This window comes from Chromobacterium amazonense (assembly GCF_001855565.1).
In the GTDB taxonomy this organism is placed as follows: domain Bacteria; phylum Pseudomonadota; class Gammaproteobacteria; order Burkholderiales; family Chromobacteriaceae; genus Chromobacterium; species Chromobacterium amazonense.
In genome coordinates, this window is record NZ_MKCR01000002.1 from 94,722 (window position 1) to 118,210 (window position 23,489).

The following is a 23,489-nucleotide window of genomic DNA, read 5'->3' on the forward strand; positions in this document are numbered from 1 at the left end:
ACTTCTCCCTAGTTCTTTATCGGCAGCGCCGCGCCGGACTTGATCAAATACGCGCCACCTGCTGCGCCAGCGACGCCGCCACATCGACCAGTTTTCGAGCGTAACGCGGATCGGTGGCATAGCCGCCGGACTGCAGGCCTTGCGCGAATCCGTACATGTTCTGGCCTTGGTTCAGTACATTGCGGTAGCGCGAGGAGCCTTTCAGCAACTGCGCGTAGTCCGAAAACGCCTCCGCGTAGGAGCCATAGGAGCGGAAGGTTTCCTGCTTCTTCTGCGGCACGCCGCCGCTGTATTCTGTGGTGACGATGGTAGTGGTCTTGCCATGCCAGTCAGAACCGGCCTTGATGCCGAACAGATTATGGCTGTCGCTGCCATCGGCATTGCGGATGGCCCGCTTGCCCCAGCCGCTTTCCAACGCGGCATGCGCCACCACGCACTCCGGGGCCACGCCCAGTTGCTGCGCGGCTTGGCGAGCGTGCGGCAGCAAGCCGCTCACAAACTCCCGGCTGCTTCCGCTTGTTGAAACCCCAGCCTGCGCCGACGCCGCCTGCGCTTCCTGATACGCTTGCAAGGAGCGCAAGCCGGCAGGCTGCGCAGTCAAGGCCGGGCCATTGCTCTGCAACGCCGCCATCTGACTGGCATCCGGCTTGAAGCCGGATTGCTTGGCCAACTGTCGGTAGATCATGTCGCCCAGCCCTAATCCGCCGCGCTCGCACAAGGATTGAACCATCTGCTGGTCCGACAAGCTTTGGAAGGTGTCGAGGCTATTGGACGGGCTTTCCTCGTCGAAACGCACCGACCGCATCGATTTCAGCATGGTATTCATCAGCAAGGCCTCGAACTGCGAGGCCGCCTGACGCGCTGCCGCTTGCGGATTCTTGCTCGCCGCCGCCTTCAACTTTTGCATGCCGGTCGGGTCCGCCGCCAGGGTATGGCTAAGCGGATCCTGCGGCAAAACGCCCTGAAACTTCATCGTCATATCCCGCTCCTTGACTTAAATAAAGAGCAAGAAACATGCCAAAGATTAGATAATTTGCAGATCGGCCTTTAGCGAGCCGGCCGACTTCATCGCCTGAAGAATGGAAATCAGATCCTGCGGAGACGCGCCCAGCGCATTCAAGGCATTGACCACCTGAGCCAGATTGGCGCCGCCCTTCAAACCCACCACCTTGCCGCTGGTGCTGTTGATGGTGATGTCGGCCTGATTGGTGACAGTGGTCTTGCCGCCGGACAAGGGATTAGGCTGGCTGACTTGCGGCGTATTATTGATGGTGACCGACAGATTGCCGTGCGAGACGGCGCAGGCACCCAACGTCACCGCCTGATTCATCACGATGGAGCCGGTGCGGGCATTGATGATGACCAGGGGGGAAACATCTGCCGGGTCGACGGCAATATTTTCCATCCGCGACAGAAACTGCACCCGCTGATTGTTGTCGAACGGCGCCCGCACTTCGATCAGCCGACCATCGACCGCGCGCGCGGTATCCGCGCCGAACACCTTGTTGATGGCCTGGACGGCGCGGTTAGCCGTGGTGAAGTCGGCATCCTGCAGTTCAAGATGAATGAACTCGCCGTCGCCCAGCGCGGTTTGCACCTCGCGCTCCACCGTGGCGCCGGCCGGAATACGGCCCACGCTCAGTTGATTGATCTGGGTGGAGCTGCCGCCGGCCGACGCTCCGGCGCCGCCCACCACCACATTGCCCTGCGCCATCGCATAGATCTGGCCATCCGCGCCCTTTAGCGGCGACAGCAGCAAAGTGCCGCCGCGCAGGCTCTTGGCATCGCCAATCGACGAAGCGGTCACGTCCAGCGCCTGGCCACGCTTGGCGAACGGCGGCAGCGTGGCGGTCAAGGACACCGCAGCCACGTTCTTCGGATCAATCTTGGTGCCTGGCGGCACTTGCACGCCGAGTTGATTCAGCATATTGATCATGGCTTGCCCGGTGAACGGCGACGAGGTGACTTTGTCGCCGCTGCCATCGAGGCCCACCACCAAACCATAGCCGATCAATTGGTTGGGACGGACGCCGCCGATATTGGCGATATCCTTCAGCCGCTGCGCGGACAGCGCAGGCAGCGAGGCCAGCAACAAGCTGGCCATGACAATCCATCTTTTCATTAGGCTACTCCCGCCGCCGCCATCAGATGGGCAGCAGCGACATGAAGAACTTGGTCAGCCAACCCGGCTCGTTGTAAAGACGGTTGTTGCCCTTGGTTTGCTGTTCGATGCGCGCGTCGGCCACCTTCAACGATGAAATCGTGCGATCCGGCGCCACATCGCGCGGATTGACCACGCCGGACAGGCGGATCGACTCGGTGTCGCTGTTGATCCTCACCTGCTTCTCGCCGCTGACCACCAGATTGCCATTGGCCAAGACATCGATGACGGTGACAGTGATCGAACTGACAAAAGTGGTGGCAACCTGGCTATTGCCCTTGCCGGTATTGTTGGCGGAGCCTGTGCCATTGAAGCTGGTGCCTCCCAAACCGCTCGCCAGCCCGGAAGGCAGGAATGGAATCTTGAGGCCCGCATTGATGCCGGAGGTCAGCGACGAGGTCCGGGTATCGGTGGTCTGCTCCGACTGCGAGGTCGAGGAGTTTTCCTGGATGGTGATCTGCAAGGTATCGCCCACCTGGATAGGCATCGCATCCTGGAACATCGGTCGATAGCTGGCCGCCTGGAAGATCGATCCATTGGCCGGCAAGCCCACCGGCTTCGGCTGCGGTCGCGCGGTGGTCGGCCCCTGCACCAGTTGCGGTTCCTGCACCGCGCAACCGGCTAATACCATGACGGCAGCCGCCATCATCGCCAGTTTGATCTTCATGGTCTTACTCCCATCCCGACAGGCGGCTCATCGCCGCCCTGTCGTGTTACAAGTTGCTCAGCTTCTGCAGCATCTGGTCCGCCGTCGTCACCGCGCGCGAATTCATCTCGTAGGAACGCTGCGCGGTGATCATATTGACCAATTCCTCGGTCACATTGACGTTGGACGACTCCAGAAAACCGGAGCGGATGGTGCCGCGGTCATCGGTCTGGGGATTGCCGTCCTGCGGATCGCCCGAAGCCGCGGTTTGCAGGTACAGATTATTGCCCAGGCTCTGCAAGCCTTGCGGATTGATGAAGGTGGTCAGCAAGATTGTGCCCGCGGTTTGCGGCGCGGTTGCGCCGGCCAGCGTGTACTGCACCACCCCAGCGGGCGAGACCGTGATCTGTTGCGCGGTGGCCGGAATATTGATGTTCGGGTTCAGCTGCAAGCCATCGATGTTGACGATATTGCCGTTCGGATCGCGCTGAAACTGGCCATTGCGGGTATAGGCCGTGGTGCCGTCCGCCTGCAGGATGCGGAAAAAACCGTCGCCGTTGATCTGCAAATCCAGCGGCTGATCGGTCTGCTGCGGCGTGCCCTGGGCAAAAATGCGGGTGGTGGCGACGGCCGCCGCGCCGGTGCCGACCTGCAAGCCGGACGGCAAGAGATTGCCGTTGGCCAACTGCCCGCCGGGCTGTCGCAGCGTCTGATAATACAAATCCTCGAATATGCCCCTGCTGCGCTTGAAGCCTATGGTATTGACGTTGGCCAAGTTATTGGACACCACATCCAGCTGGAATTGGCTGGCATCCATGCCGGTTTTGGCGATATACAGTGCGCGCATCATGGCGATTTACCTATTTCTTTATTCGTTTGCTCGTCGTCAGCTCATCGACAACAACTGCGCAGCCTGCTGATCGTTTTGTTGCGCGGTCTGCATCATCTTGATATTCATTTCATACTGCCGGCCATGCGAAATCATTTGCACCAGCGCGTCCACCGAATTGACGTTGGAAGCCTCCAGCGTTTCCGGCACCAGCTTGACATCGGCGCTGGCCGGCAAGGTGCCGCCGCCGTTGACGTGGAACAAACGATCCTCGCCTTTGTACACGTCCTTCGGCCCCGGGTTGACCATCTTGATCTGGCCGACCAGTTGCGGCGTGCGATTGGTGCCGGATTGCGGAATCGCCAGCACCGATCCATCGGCGCCCAGCTGCACCTGCGAGCCGGCGGGCACGGTGATCGGGCCGCCGTCGCCCATGATCATCAAGCCGGCGCGGGTGCGCATCAGTCCATTGGGATCCAGCACATAGCCGCCGTCGCGGGTATAGGCCTCTTGGCCATCCGGCCCCTGCACGGCAAAGAAACCCGGCGAACCCAAGGCGAAGTCGGATGGATTGCCGGTATGCTGCAAGCTGCCCTGGCTGGCATCGAAGCCGATAGTGTTGTCCACCACATAGGTCCGCGTGGGCGCGCCGTCGCCCAGCACCGGCAGCGCGCGGAACGCCGCCAGATCGGCCTTGAAGCCATTGGTGTTGACGTTGGCCAGATTGTTTGAAGTGGTGGCCTGTTGCCACATTTCATGCTTGGCGCCGGTCATGGCCAGAAACAGCACTCGATCCATGCTTCAGTCTCTAGTGGGTCGATCAGATATTCAGCAGGGTCTGAATCAGCGTGTCCTGCGTCTTCACCGTCTGCGCATTGGCCTGATAGTAGCGCTGCGTAGTGATCATATTCACCAGCTCGTTGGTCAGGTTGACATTGGAGTCCTCTACCTGCCCCGCGGACAAGGTGCCAGTATTGCCCGTGCCAGGCACGTTGGTGGTCGGCGTGCCGGAGTTATTCGTTTCCGACCACAAGTTGCCGCCCATCGCCTGCAGCCCTTGCTGATTCACAAAGTTGGCGAGTGCCACCTGGCCTATGGTCTTGGTCTGGCTATTCGAGAAGCTGGCCTGGATGGTGCCGTTGCTGGAGATATTGATGCTCTGCAAGGTTCCGGGCGCGATGCCGTCCTGAGTGGCAGACAGCGTCGCCGATTGCTGGGCGATCTGCGTGGAATTGGCGAAGTTGACGTTGACGGTCTGCGATGTCGAGGCGGAGCTGCCATTGGGCGGCGCGATGGTGAACGACAGCGGCACGGCGCCTGGCGCTGCGCCGTTGACGGTAGACAACAAACCATTGGTGTTGTAGCCCAATGTCAGCGGATAGGTGCCGGTCGACGTCACCTGATTGCCGTCGACATAGGCGTTGACCGTCCAGGTATTGCCCGTTGCCGCCTGCGAGGTAAGCGTGTAGTAAAACACCATCTGATGGGAGTTGCCGAGGCTGTCGTAAACCGTCTGGTTATTGCTCCAGTTGTACGACGTGCTCACCGCAGGGTTATTGTACGGCGGAATGCCGGTGCCGGTCGGCGTCGTGCTGTTTGAATTCAATTGCACCGCCAAGGACAGCTTGGAAGTCGGCACCGGGGAAATCGAGGTATTGGTCAGTTGCAGCTTGCCCACCGGACCATAGGAAATCCCGCCCGCGGCATTTGCCGTCCAGCCCTGCAGATAATTGCCCGAGGTGCCGACGATATAGCCCTGGTTGTTGACCTGAAACTCGCCATTGCGGGTATACGCCTGAGTGCCGTTGGGCGTCTGCACGATGAAGAAACCGCTGTTATTGATCGCCAGGTCCAGGCTGCGGCCCGTGGTCTCGATATTGCCATTGGTCATATTCTGCGTGATGCCTTGCACCTGCACGCCAATGCCGGGAGTCGTAGCGGTGATGCCGTACAAAGTCTGGCCGTACAAGTCGCCAAATTCGGTACGCGAACTCTTGAAGCCGACCGTACTGGCGTTGGCGACGTTGTTGCCTATGGTGTCAAGCTGAACCGATGCCGCGTTCAGACCGCTCAAACCTTGCTGGAAACCCATTTTCGTACTCCTTGAACTCTAACCATGTCGCCGCAGGGCGGCGAATCAGGACATTTGCGCCACGCTGGACAAGGAAACCTGCGCATTGCCCGGCAGCACCAGCATCGGCGCGCCATTCACCCACGATACGGCCTGAACTTGCTGCGTGTTGTACGCAGTCGCCGTGGTCGTGCCGCCTGCGCTGGCCTGATTGACCTTGGCCTGGAATGTGTAATTGCCCTTGGGCAGGGCATTGCCATTGCCGTCGGTGCCGTCCCAAGTGAAGGTATTCATCCCCTTCGTCGGGCTGGCAATCGACTGGGTCGCCACCACGTTGCCGCTCTTGTCCAGCACATTGATCTGCACCGACGAGGCCGGACCATTCAGCATCACGCCGGCCTGCGTCGTCTGCCCGGCAGCCGGGGTCTGCAAGCCGCTGCCCGCCACCAGCACGTTCTTCCCTATCATGCTGGCCGCCATCATCGATTGATTGGCGCTCTGGGCATTCACCAGTTGCTGCATGGTTTGATTCAGCGACTGGATGCCGGCCACCTGGCTGATTTGCGCCATCTGGCTGGTGATCTGGCTATTGTCCATAGGATTCAGCGGATCCTGGGCATTCAGCTGGGCGGTCAGCAAGGTCAGAAAATTACTCTGCATGCTTTGCGCGCTGGTCGCCGACTGCGCATTGCCGCCGGACGAACCGTTGGCCGCCTGAATGCTGGTAGCGCCCGGCGCCGGCTGGTTGTTCAAATTGCCGTAGTTGAAGCTGCCGCTAGTGGCCATGGCCATCTCCCTGGAAAAGCTTACTGGCCAAGCTGCAAGGTCTTCTGCAGCAAGGTCTTGGCTGTGTTCATCATTTCGACATTGTTTTGATACGCGCGGGAGGCGGCGATCATGTCCGCCATCTCCTCCACCACATTCACATTTGGCATCGTCACATAGCCGCGCTCATCGGCCAGCGGATTGCCCGGCTCATACTTCAGCCTCGGCGGCGTCTGGTCTTCCACCACGGAGGTGACGCGCACGCCTGCGACATGAGGCTGCGCGCTATCCACCGGCACCGCCGTAAACACCACATGGCGTCCCTTGTACGGCTGACCAGTGGAACTGGTTGCGCTTTCCGCGTTGGCGAGGTTGCTCGCCACCACATTGAGCCGCATCGACTGCGCAGACAGCGCCGACCCGGAAATATTGAACAAATTCGACAAGGACATTTAAGCCTAACCTCCGCTGCCGTTGCCCTGGATCGCGGCATTCAGCCCGCCGATCCGCTTGTTCAGGAATGCCAACGTCGTCTGATACTGCAAGGCATTGTCGGCAAACGCGCCGCGCTCGACATCCATGTCCACCGTGTTGCCGTCCAGGCTAGGCTGCACGGCGCTGCGATACTGCAGCGGCACCGCAGCCGAGCCTTCCGGCGCGCTGGCGATATGGCGCGGATCGGTCACCGCCAAGGACAAGCGCCCCTGCTGCTCCGTCTGCGCCAGCAAGGCTGCCTTGAAATCGAAATCCACCGCCTTGTAATACGGCGTTTCCGCGTTGGCCACATTGCTGCCTATCACCTCGGCGCGATAGGCCTGCAGATTCAGCGCGCGCTGCTGGAAATCGAAATAGTGGGCAATCTTGTCTAACATGAACGTCTCCTGACTGACGGCAACTATTAAGCACGAACCGTGCCAGGAAAAACCACCCACCCAAGCCATTGATTACAAAGAACGGATGGCAAAACGGCAAACTTGTGCGGTTTCACAGCGGCAAAACTTGCCGCCCACCCGCCTTAAACAGCAAATTCAGGGGCTGATGCAAGGATTTTGCTTGCCCAGCGCGCCAAATCGTGCCAAAACCGTCAATAATGTAGTCAGGGAAAAGTGGGAGTGGACCATGCTGGCCCTGGAAGAATTGTTGATCACGCTGGCGGAGCCATCGCCGGTACAAGCCCAAATCATCACCAAGGCATTGGAAGAACTGGGAGCGCGTCAAGTCGAAGTGCACACGACGGGAGAGGAGCTGATCAGCCAGGCCAGGGAACGCCGTCCCAATCTGGTGATCAGCGCCTATCACCTGCCGGACATGACGGGCAGCGATCTAGTCCAGACGCTGCGCGGCAGCTCGGACCTTTACGACCTGCCCTTCATTCTGATTAGCAGCGAGACCAACCCGGAACGCCTGGAAACCATACGCCAGGCCGGCAGCCTGGCCATCCTGCCCAAGCCTTTCGATGGCCCGCAACTGGCGCAAGCCATGCAAAGCGTGATGAGCTTCATCAATTGCGCCAGCCTGGGCGCGGAAATCGATGCGGACATGGCGCTGATGAGCGTGCTGATCGTCGACGACAGCCAAACCTCGCGCCACCACATCCGCCAAGTGATGGAGAAACTAGGCTTCGAACACTTCTGCGAAGCGGCCAGCGCAGAAACCGCCATACCGTACCTCGAGCAGGAGCCGTTCAAACTGATCATCACCGACTTCCACATGCCCGGCATGGACGGCCTGGACTTCGCCCGCTACGTTCGCGACAGCCAGCTGCAACCAGGCACCCCGGTATTGATGATCACCAGCCAGAACGAACCGGCCAGCCAGGAAGATCTGGAAGACGCCGGCATCGCCGCCTGCTGCGAGAAACCATTCGATATCGAGCAGATGCGCGAACTGGTTCGCCGCCTGCTCAACGAATATTAGGGACTGTCGCCGCCTGCGTCGCGGCTTAGCCGCAAACGCCAACCAGCACTAGCGCGGCGCCACCCACACCAGGCGCGAATGCGCCTTGTCCTCGCCAAAAGACTGTCGGCGCCAATAACCTTGCGCCCCATACTCCGCCTGAGCCGGCAAATCCTCGACGCGGCAGAAGGTAATCTCGCCGAACCCCGCCTTCAACAACTGGCCGCGCGCCTTCTGCCGGGTCTTGGCGCAGCTAGGGTGCGCAACCGCCGCCACCCATTCCGACGGCGCCGCCGATTCCCACTCCCGAACCAGCTTCAGCTTGGGTTGGGTCATCATCGCCAGACCATTCAACACCGAAGCCAGCAAACCATTCCACTCGGCCGCCACTTCCTTCAATTGCGGCGCCAGCTCCCCCGGATACTCCACCCGCACCAACTCAACCTGATCCGCCGCCTGCAGCCAGTTAACACCATCCGGCGCAAACCCCATCCGCACCAAAGTCAGCAACAGGGCGCGCCGCTCCGGCTGATGCGTGATGAAAGCGCCGCCCTCGCCCGGCACATGCAGGAAGAAAGCATCGGCGGGCAGGCTGAGCGTATCCGGCAGATTGCTTGGCTGACGGGTATGCGACAACGCGTCCGCCAGCGCCGCGTCCAGATGCGACACCACGCGCCCATGGCGCGCGAAATGCCCCCACGCCTCCGCCAACGCCAACTCGGTCACGATGGCCGACTGGGGAATGTCGAATACCTGCGCAGCCCGCTCCAGCTCCCGCTTGATCACATCCTTCATCTGCGCCCTGGCTTCGGCAGCCTGAATGGCCTGCGCGTAAAGCTGGGCGATCCGTCTGGCCCAGGGCCGGGTGGCGGCGTAGCGCTGCACAGCGTATTGCATTCCCATGATTCCTTGCGAAACAAAAAAGGCGGCATTGTAGCAAACCAGGCCCCCTCGCCCAAGCCAGCGCCGCATAGAACGCCCACTCTCGGCCGCAAGTGCCATTTTTTCCCGAAAGCGGCAACTCAAGGCATAAGCAATCAAACACTTATACTGACAAACTGCGAAAAACTATTGCCACAGGGCAATATTTACCGTATAGTCCGGTCTCTTGCATTTTCACCGGGCAAACCCACACCACGCCTCTGCCCGAGTGTGTTTTCATCGTCCCTGACCCTTTCCAGGCTTCGTCCAAGCAATAATGTCGCTTTCGACTGGACCGCTGTTCGCCGCTTGCCAGGTTAGTGCCGATGATTTACGGCCCAAAGGCGCCGTATAACCGCCACGAAATCTGGCTATAAGTGACGCCGGCATCATCCGGCCTGAAAGGACATACATGAACTTTTCCGATCTGGGCATCGCCCCGACCATCCTGCGCGCTCTGGAAGCTGCCGGCTACACCTCCCCGACCTCGGTTCAAGCCGAAGCCGTCCCGGCCGCCATCGCCGGCCGCGATCTGCTGGTGTCCGCTCAAACCGGCAGCGGCAAAACCGCCGCTTTCCTGCTGCCCGCGCTGACCAAGCTGTCGGAACGCTCCACAGGCAAGGGACAAGGCCCGCGCGTGCTGGTGCTGACCCCGACCCGCGAACTGGCGCAGCAGGTTGAAAAGAACGCGCTGGAATACGGCAAGGACCTGCGCTGGATGAGAACGGCCTGCCTGGTCGGCGGCTCCTCCTTCGGCTTCCAGATTCGCGCCCTGTCCCGTCCTATCGATCTGATCGTGGCCACTCCGGGCCGCCTGATGGACCACATGCGCTCCGGCCGCATCGACTTCTCCCGCCTGGAAATGCTGGTGCTGGACGAAGCCGACCGCATGCTGGACATGGGCTTCATCGACGACATCGAAGCCATCGTCAAGGCCACCCCGGAATCGCGTCAGACCGTGCTGTTCTCCGCCACGCTGGACGGCATCGTCGGCCGCATGGCTGAAAAGATGACCCGCGATCCGCAGCGCATCGAGATCGCCCGCACCGAAACCTCCGGCGGCACCATCGAAGAACACCTGCTGTACGCGGACGACCTGAACCACAAGCATCGCCTGCTGGATCACATCCTGAAGGAATCGGGCTTCGACCAGTGCGTGATCTTCTCCGCCACCAAGGCATACTCGGAAGAACTGGCCGACAAGCTGTCCGACCAGGGCTACTCCGCCGCCTGCCTGCACGGCGACATGCCGCAAAGCTGGCGCAATCGCACCCTGAACGACCTGCGTCGCGGCCGCATCAAAGTGCTGGTTGCCACTGACGTAGCCGCTCGCGGCATCGACGTGCCGACCATCACCCACGTGGTGAACTTCGACCTGCCGAAGCAAGCCGAAGACTACGTGCACCGCATCGGCCGCACCGGCCGCGCCGGCCGCGACGGCACCGCCATCACTCTGGCGGAAGCGAAAGAGTCGCACAAGGTGCGTCGCATCGAGCAATACCTGAAGCGCTCCATCACCGAAGGCGTGATCGAAGGCATGGAACCGACCCGTCGCCCGTCCAAGGGCGGCCCGCGCCGCAACGGCAAGCCGGGCGGTTACGGCGATCGCCGCGGCAATGGCGGCAATCGCGGCGGCTACCAAGGCAATCGCCGCGAAGGCGGTTACCAAGGCCAGCGCCGCGAGGGCGGCTATCAGGGCAACCGCGGCCCGCGCAGCAGCGCCCAGTAATCAGCCTGCTCGCCCGACAAAACGCCACCGTTCAAACGGTGGCGTTTTTCATTGCCCTGCGCCACTCAAGACTGACGCAAGGCCAGCGCCAGGAACAGCCAGGCGCCGTGCGGCAGCCACTGCTCGCTCCAGCGCCAGGATTGGCTGATATCCGTCTGCTCCGGCAGGAAAAAAGCCACTCCGTCATCCCGCCCCGGCTCGGCGGTGATGCCATTGCACACGCCGCCCGGCGCATTGAAATAGCCCGGCTCGTATTGCGGATTGCGGCGGCCATGCCCCTGCCACATGCACATATCGAATGGATTGCGGCCCAATATCCAGTCCACCGCCGCTTGGGCATAGCCGCCCAAGGCAGCCGCATGCTCCGGCCAATGCCGCGCGGCCTGCCAGGCTGCCACCCTGGCGCCAGCCGGCCTGAAACGCCGCCGAGCGCAAGCCTTGCTGCGTGGCATAGGCGCACAAGCTGCGCTTGCGCTCATCTTTGCTCCAGCCATCGAACAGCGTCTGGTAGAAATAGCCGTCGGGATGTTGCATCCGCAACAGAAAATCCGCGCCATGCAAAGCCTCGTCCGCCAATCGTTCGTCAAACCACTTGCCGTGGCCGGGCTGCGCCTGCCGGGCGCGGATCAGGTTCCACACCAATAGCGGGGTTTGTTGCGGATTCAGATGATTGGCGTAAGACAGATGGCTCAGATACTTGGAGCAGTCGCCGGAGGCATCGTACCAACCGCCGCGGACATCGCGCCTTTCGCCGCCGCCCTCTTCCGGCGCGGCACGGTCCGCGGCGTCGTACAGGCCGCTGCAGCGCTGAGATTTGAAATAGAACAGCAAGTCAGACAGCAAGGCCGGGCCGTAAAGCCCATCCGCCACCGCGAACGGCGCCGACACCACCGGCGGAGTGACACCCTCCAGCCATAACTGATAGACGCCGGGCCGACTCAGCGCGCCGATATCGGCCTGCCAGTAATGCCATCCCGGCCAACCCTCCGCCGGGCCCAGCGCATGCAAGGGGCAGCGCAGCACGACCAGTCCCGCCTCGTCCAGCACCGCCACGCCATCCACCCGGGCCTGCGCTTCGCCCTGCAGCAGCACCTTCTTGTCCGCTACGGTTTCAAAACCCAAGTGATTGAACAGGAACCGCAATGCCATTCTCGCCTCCTTCGGATCGTGATGGATCTGCCGATGCGCGCCGGTCAGCCGCGGCCGTTTTTCAGCAATACCTCGTACTGCGGATTGAACTCATCGAAGATGGGCAGCGCCGCCGCGCCCAGCGCCACCACATCGCGGCCGGCGCTGCCCAGCCGCAGCCGCTCGCCATCGCGGTGGCGAATCGATACCGGCAAGGGATGCAAGCGCTCGACCAATGCATTCAGCCAGTGCGCCGGCAACAAGCCGCCGACCACCACCGCCTCGATGTCCAGCAGCGATTCCAGGATATTCACCGCCTGGCGCAACGGCTCCACCGCGCTATCCAGCCAGCGCTCGCCGTTTTGCGCAATCGGCAGGCCGGACAGGTGAGCCGGCGTTGCCAGCGCGCCATCGGCCACGCCCAGCGTTTCATATAACGCCCGCAGCGATACATAGCGCTCCAGGCAGCCGCGATTGCCGCATTCGCAAGGGCGACCTCCCGGCTGCACGATCATGTGGCCCACTTCGCCGGCATTGCCGCGGCCGCCGGTATACAAGCGGCCATCCAGAAACAAGCCGGCGCCCAAGCCCGTGCCGATAAACAGATAGATGAAATTGCGCAATTCGCTGGCCATGCCGTACAAGCGCTCGCCGATGGCGGCGGCAGTGGCATCCTTCTGCAATAACACCGGCAAGCCCAGCCGGCGGCTGAGCCATGCGCCATCCACCGCCTCCCAGCCAGGCAAGGTTGTGGGCCCGACCGAAGTCATGCCCTCCACGCCGAATGGTCCAGGCATCACAAAGCCCATCCCCAGCAGCCGCGTCCAATCGAGTCCGGATGCGCGCCTCAATTCATCATGCATCTGCGTGATCAAGGGCAGCGCGGTCTGGGGATCGGGCCGATGGACCGCCCGCTCCGCTCGCGCTCGGACTCGGCCGGCCAGATCGGACACCACCGCGATCATGGTTTGATGATCGAGCTGCACGCCAATCGAATACGCGCCATCCGGATTGATGCTGAGCGGCACCGCAGGCTGGCCGCGCGCGCCGCCGCGCAATGGCGCGCCTGCCAGCAGCATCCCGGCATCCAGCAATTCCGCCGTGATATTGGACACGGTTTGCGGCGTCAACGCGGTCAAACGGGCAAGGTCGGCTCGCGTCAGCTGGCGGTTTAGCCGCACGGTTTCCAACACGGCGCGGCGGTTGTGCGAACGCGCGTGCTCAAGGTTGGTGCCGGACACGGTCAGGGCGTTCGGGCGGGTAACGGTGGATTTCATGACGGCAGTATCGCAAGCGCCACAGCTGGCCGGCAAGCGAATGACATGAATTCCGCATTTAAATAAATCAAGTTGACGAAATAATCCAGCAATGCTCCAATCATAAATACAATTGTCATCTTCAGCGACGAGGCATATCCTCCATGGACAATTCCATTCCCTACCTGATCGGCGTCGACGGCGGCGGCACGGGCACGCGCTTGCGCGTCGAATCGCCGGATGGCCGCCCGCTGACCCAGGCGGAAGGGCCGGGCTCCTCGCTGGCCCAGGGCATAGAGCCGGCCTGGCGCACCATCCTGGCTTTGCTGGAGCGCGCTTTCGGCGAAATAGGAAAAGCCCTGCCGCCTTACGCCGATTGCGCCATGGGACTCGGACTGGCCGGCGCGAACAATCCGGAATGGGCATGGCAATTCCGTCAGCGCGCGCCGGATCTCGCCCGACTGGAATTGGCTACCGACGGCTACACCACTCTGCTGGGCGCGCATGGCGGCCAGCCCGGCGTCGTCGTCGCCCTCGGCACCGGCAGCGTAGGCGAGGCGCTTTATCCCGACGGCAGCCACCGAGAAGTAGGCGGCTGGGGCTACCCCAGCGGCGACGAAGCCAGCGGCGCTTGGCTGGGACAGCGCGCCGCGCAATTGACGCAAATGGCGCTGGATGGACGCTATACCCATACCCCTCTTACCCGCGCCGTGCTGGAATTCGTCGGCGGCAACTGGCAGGCGATGATGCAGTGGAATAGCGCGGCGAATCCAACGCGCTTCGCCCAGCTCGCGCCGCTGGTGCTCGCAGCGGCGCGCACCGATCCGGAGGCCGACGCGCTGCTGCGCCAGGCAGGCGAAGACGCCTGGACCATCGCCCGGGCGCTAGACCCCGCCGGCGAATTGCCAGTGGCCTTGTGCGGCGGACTCGGCCAGGCCTTGCGCGACTGGCTCCCGCCAGGCTTCCGCCAGCAACTGACGCCCGCCAAGGGCGATTCGGCAAGCGGCGCGTTGCTGTTGCTGCGCCGCTGACACAACGCAAGAGGAGATGAATATGAAAACCTATCGCCTGGCATTAGCCAGCGCGGCCCTGCTCGCTTGCGGGCTGAGCGCCGCTGCGCATGCCGAGAAAATCCGTCTGGAATTTTGGACCGACTCGCTGCAACCGACCTTCAACGGCTATTTCGCCAATGTGAAGAAAAGCTACGAAGCGCAACACCCCAATGTGGAAGTGCAGTGGGTCGATGTATTCAACGAGAATTTCGAAACCAAGCTGAACGCCGCCATTGCCGCCGGCAAACCGCCGGCGCTGGTCAACCACGATGTGCCCCGCCTGTTCAAATACGCGCAAAAAGGCACGCTGATCCCGCTGGACGCGGCGCTGGGCGCGGACAAGGCGGCCTATCTGCCGAACGCGCTGGCCGACCTGAGCTTCGGCGGCAAACTGTACGGCCTGCCGTGGTACAACAATATCAATATCCTTGCGATCAACGGCCAACTATTCAAGAAGGCCGGGCTGGACCCGCGCGCGCCGGTGACCAGCCTGGAGCAGGAATTGGCGCTGGCCAAGACCATCAAAGCCAAGACCGGCGTGCCCGGCCTGCTGCCGCAGCTGGGGCAGATAGACGGCATCATGCTGGGCCAAGGCCTGCCTTTGATCGAAAACGGCAAGGCCATGTTCAACAGTCCGCGCCATGTCGCGCTGATCCGCAAATTCGCCGACGCCTACCAGGCCGGTGCGCTGGCCAAGGATAATCTGTTCGCCGACGACAACTACCAGGCCAGCGTCAAACTGTACAACAGCGGACGGCTGGCGATGATGGAAACCGCCCCCACCGCCGCGCAGCGCACGCAAAGCGACGCCCGCGCCATCTACGCCGTCACCGTGGTGCAGCCGGCGCCGCTGGGGCCGACCAAGATCGCCCAAGGCGGCTATCTGTTCAGCTGGGCCGTATCCAAGGGTTTGCCGGCGCCGACCCAGGCCGAGGCGGTGAAATTCGCCAAATTCCTGACCAGCGACAGCCAACAGCTGGCCTTCGCCAAAGTGACCGGCGCCACCTTCCCGTCCACCCAAAAAGCGCTGACCGACAGCTATTTCGTCAAGACATCGGCCGGCGGCGCCATAGAGGATTCGCGCATCCAGGGCGCCAAGGTGGCGCGCAACATCCGCACCCTGGTGCTGACCGGCGTGCCCAATGTCGCCGATTTGAAGAAAAACCTGGTCGACAATGTGGAAGCCGCCGTCACCGGCAAGAAGGACGCGCAAAAGGCGCTGGACGACGCCGCGGCGTTTTGGAACCGGCAGCTGAAATAAGCGCATCCGCGCCCATCCTCCTCTCTTTGCCCCTCCTCGTCTGCCGGAGGGGCTTTTTTCCGCCGCGCCGCACACGGAATGCACGATGAAGACCTCGTCCCGCAACGCCTGGCTGTTTCTGTCGCCCGCCCTGCTGCTGATGGGCTCGTTCACTTTCTGGCCGCTGCTGTTCGGCAGCTACGTCGCCTTCACCCGCTACGATTTGATCTCGCCGCCGCAATGGATCGGCCTGGACAATTTCCGCTACCTCTTGGACGACCCGGTGTTCTGGCAGGCCATGGCCAATTCGCTGCGCTACCTGCTGGTGGTGCCGGCGATCCAGCTGTCCGGCATCGCCCTGGCGCTGCTGGTCAACCAGGCCTTGCCAGGCATCCGGCTATTCCGGGCCGCGCTTTATTTGCCGGTGATCACCACGGTATCCGTCGTCGGCATCATGTGGAGCTGGATGTACGCAGACTACGGCGTGCTCAACAGCGCGCTGCGCTGGATGGGTTGGCTTCCGCCGGGGCAGGACATCGGCTTCCTCAGCGACGAAGACCTGGCCTTGTATTCGGTGATGTTCGTCACCTATTGGCGCGGCCTGGGCTACTACATGGTGCTGTATCTTGCCGGACTGCAAGCCATCCCAGCCGAGATGCAGGAGGCGGCGCGGCTGGACGGCGCCAACCGCTGGCAGCGCTTCTGGCGCATCACCGTGCCCATGCTCAAGCCCACCATCCTGTTCTGCAGCCTGATCTCCACGCTGGACGCGATCAAGGCTTTCGAGGAGGTGCTGGTGATGACGCGCGGCGCGCCGATGAATGCCACTTACACCGCGCTCTATTACGCCTTCCACCAGGGCTTCAACCAGCTGGATTTCGGCCGCGGCAGCGCCGCCGGGCTGATCCTGACGCTGGTCTGCCTGCTGCTGGCTTGGCTCAATTTCCGACTGATGCGCGCCGATCGCCGCTGAGAACCGCATGACTACCCTCGCCCTTCCCCGCTTCTCCCCGCGCCGCGCGTTGCGCCGGCTGCCCGACTCCATCTTGCTGCTGGCGCTGTCCTTCGCCTGCTGCTATCCCTTCATCTGGACGTTGGGCATCGCCGTCGGCAATGGCGAGCAGGTGTTCGACTTCCCGCCGCCGCTGTGGCCCAAGGATGCCGGCTGGCAGCACTTTGCCGCCGTCTGGGACGCCATCCCGCTGGGGCGTTTCTTGTGGAACTCGCTATGCATCTCCGGCCTGACCACGCTGGGCACGCTGGCGGTATCGGCGCTGGCGGCCTTCCCATTGGCCAAACTGCGCTTTCGCGGCAGGCAACTGGTGTTCTACGCCATCATCGCCACCTTGCTCCTGCCGAGCGAGATCAACTTCATCAGCAACTACGTCACCATCACCCGGCTGGGGCTGGACGACAGCCGGCTGGGCGTGGTGCTGCCGTCCATCGCCGGCGCTTTCGGCATTTACCTGATGAAGCATGCGTTCGAGGACATCCCGGACGAAATCATCGACGCCGCTCGCATGGACGGCGCCAATGATTGGCAAGTGTTCTGGCGCATCTGCCTGCCGCTGTCGCGGCCCTACCTCGCTACGCTGGGCATTTTCACGCTGGTATGGTCGTGGAACGTCTACGTCTGGCCCAGCGTGGTGCTGAAAACGCCGGAGCTGTACCCGCTGTCCATCGGCGTGCTGTACCTGAAGGGCGCCTTCGCCACCTCCACCCGAATGGTGGCGGCCGGGGCGGTGCTGGCCATCCTGCCGGTGCTGGCCGTGTTTGTGTTTTGCCAACGCTACTTCATGCGCGGCATGGATGGGGCGGTAAAATGATGCCCCGCCCGCGCGGCCGCAAACTGGAGAAAACACGCGACAGCGCCTAACATGATCTAAAACAACACCATACACCGCCTGCCGCCCCGGCATTCGTCCGCAAGGGAATGGAGATTTTCCCATGAGATCCATGGCACTCTTGCTGATTCTGCTGCTGAGCGCATCCCAGGCCTGCGCTCAAGGCCTGAAGCGCATCTACGTGATAGACAGCTACTCCAGCCAGTACGCCTGGAGCCATGCTTACCGCGAAGTGCTGAAAACCGAACTGACGCCGCTGGCGGCGCTGTCATTCTTCGAACTGAACTCCAAGGTGGACAAGCCGGATAAGGTGAAGGCGACGGCAGCCAGACTGGTTCGCCTCATCGATCATGACAAGCCTGACCTGGTCATCGCCGGCGACGACGCCTCGCTTGAGTTAGTGGGCGCCATGATAGACAACAAAATTCCTGTGGTGTACCTCGGCATCAACAACAACCCCAGGCGATACTTCAAAACCCCTCAGCAAAACGTGACCGGCGTGCTGGAACGGCCCCTGTTCTCCCGCAACATTCTCAGCATTGCCCCGTTTGCTCCCGGAAACGCGCGCAACATCCTGATTCTGTTCGACAAGGAAATGACGGCGGACGTGATTGAGCAGGAAAGCTTCGATAATCTGCCGGCCATCAAATTGGGCATGTTCGACGTGATGATGGCGGAAGCCGCCACCTTCGAGGATTGGCAGCAGATCGTAATCAGCGCCAAAGACAAGTACCGCGCCATCTGGGTCGGGCTGTATTTCGCGCTGCATGACCGCAACGGTCGTTATGTGCCGGGCGATGAGGTGATGCAATGGACCATGCAGCACACGCCGGTGCCGGTTTTTGCGTTCTGGAGTTTTGCCGTCGGGCCCAACCGCGCCATCGGCGGCATTGTGCTGACGGGGACGGAACAGGGCCAGGCCGCAGCCTCCATCACCAAATCCATCCTGATCCATCACAAGCCGCCGTCCAGCATCTTCCCGACCATCCCCTCGGAAGGCGCATTCATTTTCAGCCGCTCTGGCCTGGATCGCTGGCATATCAAGCTGCCGAACGACATGCTGAAGAAAACCACGCTGCTGGATTGAGCATGCCAGCCAGGACGGCCTAACGCCGCGTGCGGCAGCCGCTATTGAGGTTTGCCGGACGGTCGCTCTGGCACGGCAAACATTCAATAGTTAAATTATAACCACCAATACCAATCGATAGTTTTGTGAAATTGAATCGATAAAACATACTCAATAGCCAGCCGACGGATTGGCAACTAACCTAGGTTCAGCAAGTCATCCCATTGCCCTCACACGCAAGGAGAACACAATGAGCCAGGAACAAAAATGCCCTTTCGCCCCCGCCCATGCCGGCAAGACGCTGGCAGGCGCCCGCAGCAACCGGGATTGGTGGCCCAATCAACTGAATCTGAACATTCTGCACCAGCACGCGCCCGCGTCCAACCCGCTGGGCGATGGCTTCGACTACGCCAAGGCCTTCAAGACACTGGACCTGGCGGCCGTGAAAAAAGACCTGTACGCGCTGATGACCACTTCGCAGGAGTGGTGGCCGGCGGACTGGGGCCACTACGGCGGCCTGTTCATCCGCATGGCCTGGCACAGCGCCGGCACCTATCGCACCGCTGACGGCCGCGGCGGCGCGGGCACCGGCAACCAGCGCTTTGCGCCGCTGAACAGCTGGCCGGACAATGGCAACCTGGACAAAGCCCGCCGCCTGCTGTGGCCGATCAAGCAGAAATACGGCAACAAGCTGTCCTGGGCCGACCTGATGATCCTGGCCGGCAACTGCGCGCTGGAATCGATGGGCTTCAAAACCTTCGGCTTCGGCGGCGGCCGAGTGGACATCTGGCAACCGGAAGAAGACATCTACTGGGGCGCCGAGCAGACCTGGCTAGCCACCAGCGACAAGCCTAACAGCCGCTACACCGGCGACCGCCAACTGGAAAACCCGCTGGCCGCCGTGCAAATGGGCCTGATCTACGTCAATCCGGAAGGTCCGGACGGCAATCCGGACCCGGTGGCCTCCGGCCGCGACGTGCGCGAAACCTTCGCCCGCATGGCGATGAACGATGAAGAGACTGTCGCCCTGGTGGCCGGCGGCCATACCTTCGGCAAAGCCCACGGCGCCGGCGATCCGGCGCTGGTGGGGCCGGAACCGGAAGCCGCGCCGCTGGAGGCGCAAGGCTTGGGCTAGATCAACCGCTTCGGCTCCGGCAAAGGCGCGCACGCGACCACCAGCGGGATTGAAGGCGCATGGAAACCCAACCCGACCCGCTGGGACAATGGCTACTTCGACGTGCTATTCGGCTATGAGTGGGAGCTGACCAAGAGCCCGGCCGGCGCGCATCAATGGGTGGCCAAGAACGTGAAGCCGGAACACATGATTCCGGACGCGCACGATCCGTCCAAGAAGCATCCGCCGATGATGACCACGGCCGATCTGTCGCTGCGCTTCGATCCGATCTACGAACCGATCGCCCGCCGCTTCCACCAGGATCCTCAAGCCTTCGCGGATGCCTTCGCCCGCGCCTGGTTCAAGCTGACCCACCGCGACATGGGCCCGAAGGCGCGCTACCTCGGCCCGGAAGTGCCGGCGGAAGAGCTGATCTGGCAAGACCCGATCCCAGCCGTCGATCACCCGCTGATCGACGCCAAGGACATCGCCGCGCTGAAGACTCAGCTACTGGCCTCCGGCCTGTCGATCGCGGAGCTGGTCTCCGCCGCCTGGGCATCGGCCTCCACTTTCCGCGGCTCGGACAAACGCGGCGGCGCCAACGGCGCGCGCATCCGGCTGGCCCCGCAAAAAGACTGGGAAGCCAATCAGCCCGAGCAATTGGCGAGGGTGCTGGCTGCGTTGGACAAAATCCGCCACGGTTTCAATAGCGCGCAGAGCGGCGGCAAGAAGGTATCGCTGGCCGACTTGATCGTGCTGGGCGGCTGCGCGGCGGTGGAAGCCGCGGCCAAGGCTGCCGGCTTCGTGGTGGACGTGCCGTTTACCCCCGGCCGAACCGACGCGTCGCAAGACCAGACCGATGTCGAGTCCTTCGCCGTGCTGGAGCCGCAAGCCGACGGTTTCCGCAACTACCAGAAAAAAGCCTTTACCGCCCCGGCGGAAGCGCTGCTGGTGGACAAGGCGCAGTTGCTGACCTTAAGCGCGCCGGAGATGACGGTGCTGGTGGGCGGCCTGCGCGTGCTGGGCGCCAATGCCGGCCAATCGCGGCACGGCGTGTTCACGCAGCGGCCGCAGGCGCTGAGCAATGACTTTTTCGTCAACCTGCTGGATATGGGCACGGTGTGGCAGCCGGTTTCGGACGCGCATGACGTATATGAAGGTCGCGACCGCGCCAGCGGCGCGCTGAAATGGACGGCGACCCGGGTCGATCTGGTCTTCGGCTCCAACTCGCAGCTGCGCGCGCTGGCCGAAGTCTATGCCCAAGACGACGCCAAGGAGAAGTTCGTGCGCGACTTCGCCTCGGCCTGGAACAAGGTGATGAACCTGGACCGCTTCGATCTGCAGTAAGCCTAACCTTGCCCCGGCGCGCGCCTTGCCGCCGGGGCTTTTTTCTTTCCGCAAGCGCCCCGCCCGCCCGCCGCGTATCTCGTGAATACACGAATGCAATAGATTCGTATTGTCAGACAATCCCCGCTCCTTTAATCTGGTCCGCACGGCCGCGCTTAAACAAGCAGCCGACAATAAACTGGACAAGAGGACCGCACCTGGATGAACGCCCGCCCACTGACCCTGCCCTCCGCTCGCCCGCTGGGGCGACAGGACTATAAGACGCTCTCTCTGGCCGCGCTTGGCGGCGCGCTGGAATTCTACGACTTCATCATTTTCGTGTTCTTCGCCGTGGTGCTGGGCAAGCTGTTCTTCCCGCCCAGCATGCCGGACTGGCTGAGCCAGCTGCAAACTTACGGCATCTTCGCCGCCGGCTACCTGGCGCGGCCGCTGGGCGGCATCGTGATGGCGCATTTCGGCGACCTCTTCGGCCGCAAGCGCATGTTCACGCTAAGCATCGTACTGATGGCGCTGCCCACGCTGGCAATGGGCATGTTGCCCACCTACCACGATATCGGCATCGCCGCGCCGCTGTTGCTGCTGACGCTGCGCATCCTGCAGGGGGCGGCCATAGGCGGCGAAGTGCCGGGCGCTTGGGTGTTCGTCGCCGAGCACGCGCCATCCCGCCATACCGGCTTTGCCTGCGGCGTGATCACCGCCGGCCTGACCGTGGGCATCCTGCTGGGCTCGCTGATCGCCACGGCCATCAATATGGCGTTTTCCCAGCAGCAGATCGCGGAATGGGCTTGGCGCGTGCCATTTCTGATCGGCGGCGTGTTTGGGCTGGTAGCGATGCAGCTGCGGCAGTGGCTGCATGAGACGCCGGTGTTCGCGGAGATGAAGGCGCGCAAGAAACTGTCGCGCGAGCTGCCGCTGAAAACGGTGCTGAAACAGCACAAGACCGGCGTGGCCTTGTCCATGTTTCTGACCTGGTTCCTGGCCATCGCCATCGTCGTCGCCATCCTGATGGCGCCGGCTTATCTGCAGAAACAGTTCAGCATCCTGCCGGTTGACTCGCTGCGCGCCAACAGCCTGGCCGTGGTCGCGCTGTCTTGCGGCTGTCTGGTGGCGGGCTGGCTCAGCGACCGCATCGGCAGCGGCTTCACGCTGATTGGCGGCAGCCTGCTGCTGGGCATCAGCAGCCATTTGTTCTATTCGATCATGGCGCAAGACAGCAGCCAGCTGTATCCGCTGTACACGCTGCTGGGCTTCAGCGTGGGCATCGTCGGCGCGGTGCCGCTGGTGATGGTGCGGGTCTTTCCGGCTGCGGTGCGCTTCTCCGGCCTGTCGTTCTCGTACAATGTGGCCTACGCCTTTGCCGGCGGCCTGACGCCGGTGCTGCTGTCCATCTGGCTGAAATACGACGCGATGGCGCCTTCTTACTATCTGATGGTCCAGTGCCTGATCGGCCTGGCGGCCGGCATCTACCTGCTGCTGCGCGAAAAAGGCGGCGTCCTGGCCGAGACGATAGATCAACCCTGACCCATGCCATCGGGCGGCGGAGGCGGCAGCAGGGCGTCTTCCGCCACCCTTGGCAGCCGGGCAACCGGATCTTGTCGATAGAACAGCTTCAGCAAACCATACAGCTCCGGGAAATCCCTGGCCACCAAGTAGGGAATTTCAAAAAAGGCTTCGCTGAGCACGGCGAAGAATTCGGCCGGGTTCTCGCTGGCGTATGGGTCCAGCCAGCCCTCCACGCCATGATCCACCGTGCGGCAAAACTGGCGATAGGCCTGATTCCAGGCCTGGCTCCACGTTTTGCGGTTCATGCCCTTGTGCAGCGGCGGGGCGCCATTGGCCGGTCCATCCAGCATGTCGAACTGGTGGGCCACCTCGTGGATCACCACATTCCAGCCATCCAGCAACGGCGATTCATTCACATCCGGCCAAGAAAACACCAGCGGCCCCTGGTAATGCGCCTGGCCTATCAACACCTGTTCGGCTTCATGCGCCAGGCCCATGCCGTCCTGCCAACGGTTGCGCACCACAAACGGCGCGGGGTACAGCACCGCCTCGCGCCAGTTTTCATAGGCGCGCATGCCCAGATTCATGCCCGGCAATGCCATTTGCAGCGCCAGCCGGCAGCGCATGGTGTCGTCCACTTCCATGTCCTCCAGACCGGTGATGGCCTTGGCCAGCAGCAAGTCGCCCGCCAGCCTGAGCAGACGGTCCCGCTCATCGGCCGACAAGCCCCCCAGCAGCAGCATGCCGTCTGCCTCTTCCCGCAGCCGCGACAGCAAGGCCGGCGGCATCCGTTTGCCGCCCAGGCGGCGCATCCAGTCTATTAGCATGAACTCTTGGCTCGAAATCGCGTCAGTCATTCATACCTTAGGGCAGAGGAGAGGCAATTCAATGCCTTGCCTCGCGCAATACAGGAGAAACCAC

The 23,489-nt window shown here is 62.3% G+C and carries 23 protein-coding genes; 10 read left to right on the forward strand and 13 right to left on the reverse strand.

Going from position 1 to position 23,489, the window contains the following annotated elements; genetic code table 11:
* Positions 1-43: 43 nt before the first annotated feature.
* From flgJ to flgB, 9 genes are read right to left on the reverse strand one after another with little or no spacing between them, the layout of a single operon-like run.
* On the reverse strand, positions 44-979 hold the full coding sequence (gene flgJ, locus BI343_RS01110) for a flagellar assembly peptidoglycan hydrolase FlgJ (protein ID WP_071108313.1): 936 nt from the start codon (positions 977-979) through the stop codon (positions 44-46).
* A 45-nt stretch (positions 980-1,024) separates the two neighbouring features.
* On the reverse strand, positions 1,025-2,122 hold the full coding sequence (locus tag BI343_RS01115) for a flagellar basal body P-ring protein FlgI (protein WP_071108314.1): 1,098 nt from the start codon (positions 2,120-2,122) through the stop codon (positions 1,025-1,027).
* Between the two features lie 22 nt (positions 2,123-2,144).
* Positions 2,145-2,828, reverse strand: coding sequence for a flagellar basal body L-ring protein FlgH (locus BI343_RS01120; RefSeq protein WP_043622147.1), 684 nt, complete (start codon positions 2,826-2,828; stop codon positions 2,145-2,147).
* A gap of 46 nt (positions 2,829-2,874) precedes the next feature.
* A complete protein-coding gene (gene flgG, locus BI343_RS01125) occupies positions 2,875-3,657 on the reverse strand; it encodes a flagellar basal-body rod protein FlgG (RefSeq protein WP_043622143.1) in 783 nt (260 codons plus the stop codon).
* A gap of 36 nt (positions 3,658-3,693) precedes the next feature.
* Positions 3,694-4,434 carry a flagellar basal body rod protein FlgF gene (locus tag BI343_RS01130; RefSeq protein WP_043622140.1) on the reverse strand — a complete coding sequence of 247 codons (741 nt, stop codon included), beginning with the start codon at positions 4,432-4,434 and terminating at the stop codon, positions 3,694-3,696.
* 22 nt (positions 4,435-4,456) lie between these two features.
* Positions 4,457-5,728, reverse strand: coding sequence for a flagellar hook protein FlgE (flgE, locus tag BI343_RS01135; protein ID WP_071108315.1), 1,272 nt, complete (start codon positions 5,726-5,728; stop codon positions 4,457-4,459).
* A gap of 45 nt (positions 5,729-5,773) precedes the next feature.
* A complete protein-coding gene (locus BI343_RS01140) occupies positions 5,774-6,493 on the reverse strand; it encodes a flagellar hook assembly protein FlgD (protein ID WP_169828967.1) in 720 nt (239 codons plus the stop codon).
* A 20-nt stretch (positions 6,494-6,513) separates the two neighbouring features.
* Positions 6,514-6,924 carry a flagellar basal body rod protein FlgC gene (flgC, locus tag BI343_RS01145; protein WP_071108316.1) on the reverse strand — a complete coding sequence of 137 codons (411 nt, stop codon included), beginning with the start codon at positions 6,922-6,924 and terminating at the stop codon, positions 6,514-6,516.
* A 6-nt stretch (positions 6,925-6,930) separates the two neighbouring features.
* Positions 6,931-7,344, reverse strand: a complete 414-nt coding sequence (gene flgB, locus BI343_RS01150) for a flagellar basal body rod protein FlgB (protein ID WP_071108317.1) — start codon at positions 7,342-7,344, stop codon at positions 6,931-6,933.
* 247 nt (positions 7,345-7,591) lie between these two features.
* Here flgB and BI343_RS01155 point away from each other — a divergent pair, with 247 nt between their 5' ends.
* Positions 7,592-8,389, forward strand: coding sequence for a response regulator (locus BI343_RS01155; RefSeq protein ID WP_071108318.1), 798 nt, complete (start codon positions 7,592-7,594; stop codon positions 8,387-8,389).
* A gap of 48 nt (positions 8,390-8,437) precedes the next feature.
* Here the strand turns inward: BI343_RS01155 and BI343_RS01160 are convergent, their stop codons facing one another.
* On the reverse strand, positions 8,438-9,265 hold the full coding sequence (locus tag BI343_RS01160; protein ID WP_211269362.1) for a hypothetical protein: 828 nt from the start codon (positions 9,263-9,265) through the stop codon (positions 8,438-8,440).
* Between the two features lie 436 nt (positions 9,266-9,701).
* Between BI343_RS01160 and BI343_RS01165 the strand changes: the two genes are divergently transcribed.
* Complete coding sequence (locus tag BI343_RS01165; RefSeq protein ID WP_071108320.1) at positions 9,702-11,018, forward strand: DEAD/DEAH box helicase; 1,317 nt, start codon at positions 9,702-9,704, stop codon at positions 11,016-11,018.
* Between the two features lie 183 nt (positions 11,019-11,201).
* On the opposite strand, the gene BI343_RS01170 is transcribed toward BI343_RS01165, so the two are convergent.
* Both BI343_RS01170 and BI343_RS01175 read right to left on the reverse strand, forming a co-directional pair.
* Positions 11,202-12,167, reverse strand: a complete 966-nt coding sequence (locus BI343_RS01170; protein WP_071108321.1) for a glycoside hydrolase family 9 protein — start codon at positions 12,165-12,167, stop codon at positions 11,202-11,204.
* 44 nt (positions 12,168-12,211) lie between these two features.
* Positions 12,212-13,423, reverse strand: coding sequence for an ROK family protein (locus BI343_RS01175; protein ID WP_071108322.1), 1,212 nt, complete (start codon positions 13,421-13,423; stop codon positions 12,212-12,214).
* Between the two features lie 143 nt (positions 13,424-13,566).
* On the opposite strand from BI343_RS01175, the gene BI343_RS01180 reads away from it, so the two are divergent.
* The 8 genes from BI343_RS01180 (at position 13,567) to BI343_RS01210 (ending at position 22,586) form a co-directional block, all read left to right on the forward strand.
* Positions 13,567-14,433, forward strand: coding sequence for a glucosamine kinase nucleotide-binding domain-containing protein (locus tag BI343_RS01180; protein WP_071108323.1), 867 nt, complete (start codon positions 13,567-13,569; stop codon positions 14,431-14,433).
* Positions 14,434-14,455: 22 nt separating this feature from the next.
* Complete coding sequence (locus BI343_RS01185) at positions 14,456-15,715, forward strand: ABC transporter substrate-binding protein (RefSeq protein WP_071108324.1); 1,260 nt, start codon at positions 14,456-14,458, stop codon at positions 15,713-15,715.
* 85 nt (positions 15,716-15,800) lie between these two features.
* Positions 15,801-16,667: a carbohydrate ABC transporter permease gene (locus BI343_RS01190; protein WP_071108325.1), complete on the forward strand. Its 867-nt coding sequence runs from the start codon at positions 15,801-15,803 to the stop codon at positions 16,665-16,667.
* A gap of 7 nt (positions 16,668-16,674) precedes the next feature.
* Positions 16,675-17,520: a carbohydrate ABC transporter permease gene (locus tag BI343_RS01195; RefSeq protein WP_071108326.1), complete on the forward strand. Its 846-nt coding sequence runs from the start codon at positions 16,675-16,677 to the stop codon at positions 17,518-17,520.
* A gap of 121 nt (positions 17,521-17,641) precedes the next feature.
* Positions 17,642-18,625, forward strand: a complete 984-nt coding sequence (locus BI343_RS01200; RefSeq protein WP_071108327.1) for an ABC transporter substrate-binding protein — start codon at positions 17,642-17,644, stop codon at positions 18,623-18,625.
* 229 nt (positions 18,626-18,854) lie between these two features.
* Positions 18,855-19,739 carry a peroxidase family protein gene (locus BI343_RS20670; protein ID WP_339375033.1) on the forward strand — a complete coding sequence of 295 codons (885 nt, stop codon included), beginning with the start codon at positions 18,855-18,857 and terminating at the stop codon, positions 19,737-19,739.
* 102 nt (positions 19,740-19,841) lie between these two features.
* Positions 19,842-21,065 (forward strand): peroxidase family protein, encoded by a 1,224-nt coding sequence (locus BI343_RS20675; protein WP_339375034.1) that lies wholly within the window; start codon positions 19,842-19,844, stop codon positions 21,063-21,065.
* Positions 21,066-21,266: 201 nt separating this feature from the next.
* Entirely contained in the window at positions 21,267-22,586 is a 1,320-nt protein-coding gene (locus BI343_RS01210) for an MFS transporter (RefSeq protein ID WP_071108328.1), read from the forward strand.
* Here the strand turns inward: BI343_RS01210 and BI343_RS01215 are convergent.
* Positions 22,577-23,395 carry a M90 family metallopeptidase gene (locus BI343_RS01215; protein ID WP_244886550.1) on the reverse strand — a complete coding sequence of 273 codons (819 nt, stop codon included), beginning with the start codon at positions 23,393-23,395 and terminating at the stop codon, positions 22,577-22,579. The two genes, BI343_RS01210 and BI343_RS01215, sit on opposite strands and share 10 nt — an antisense overlap.
* Positions 23,396-23,489: the final 94 nt, after the last annotated feature.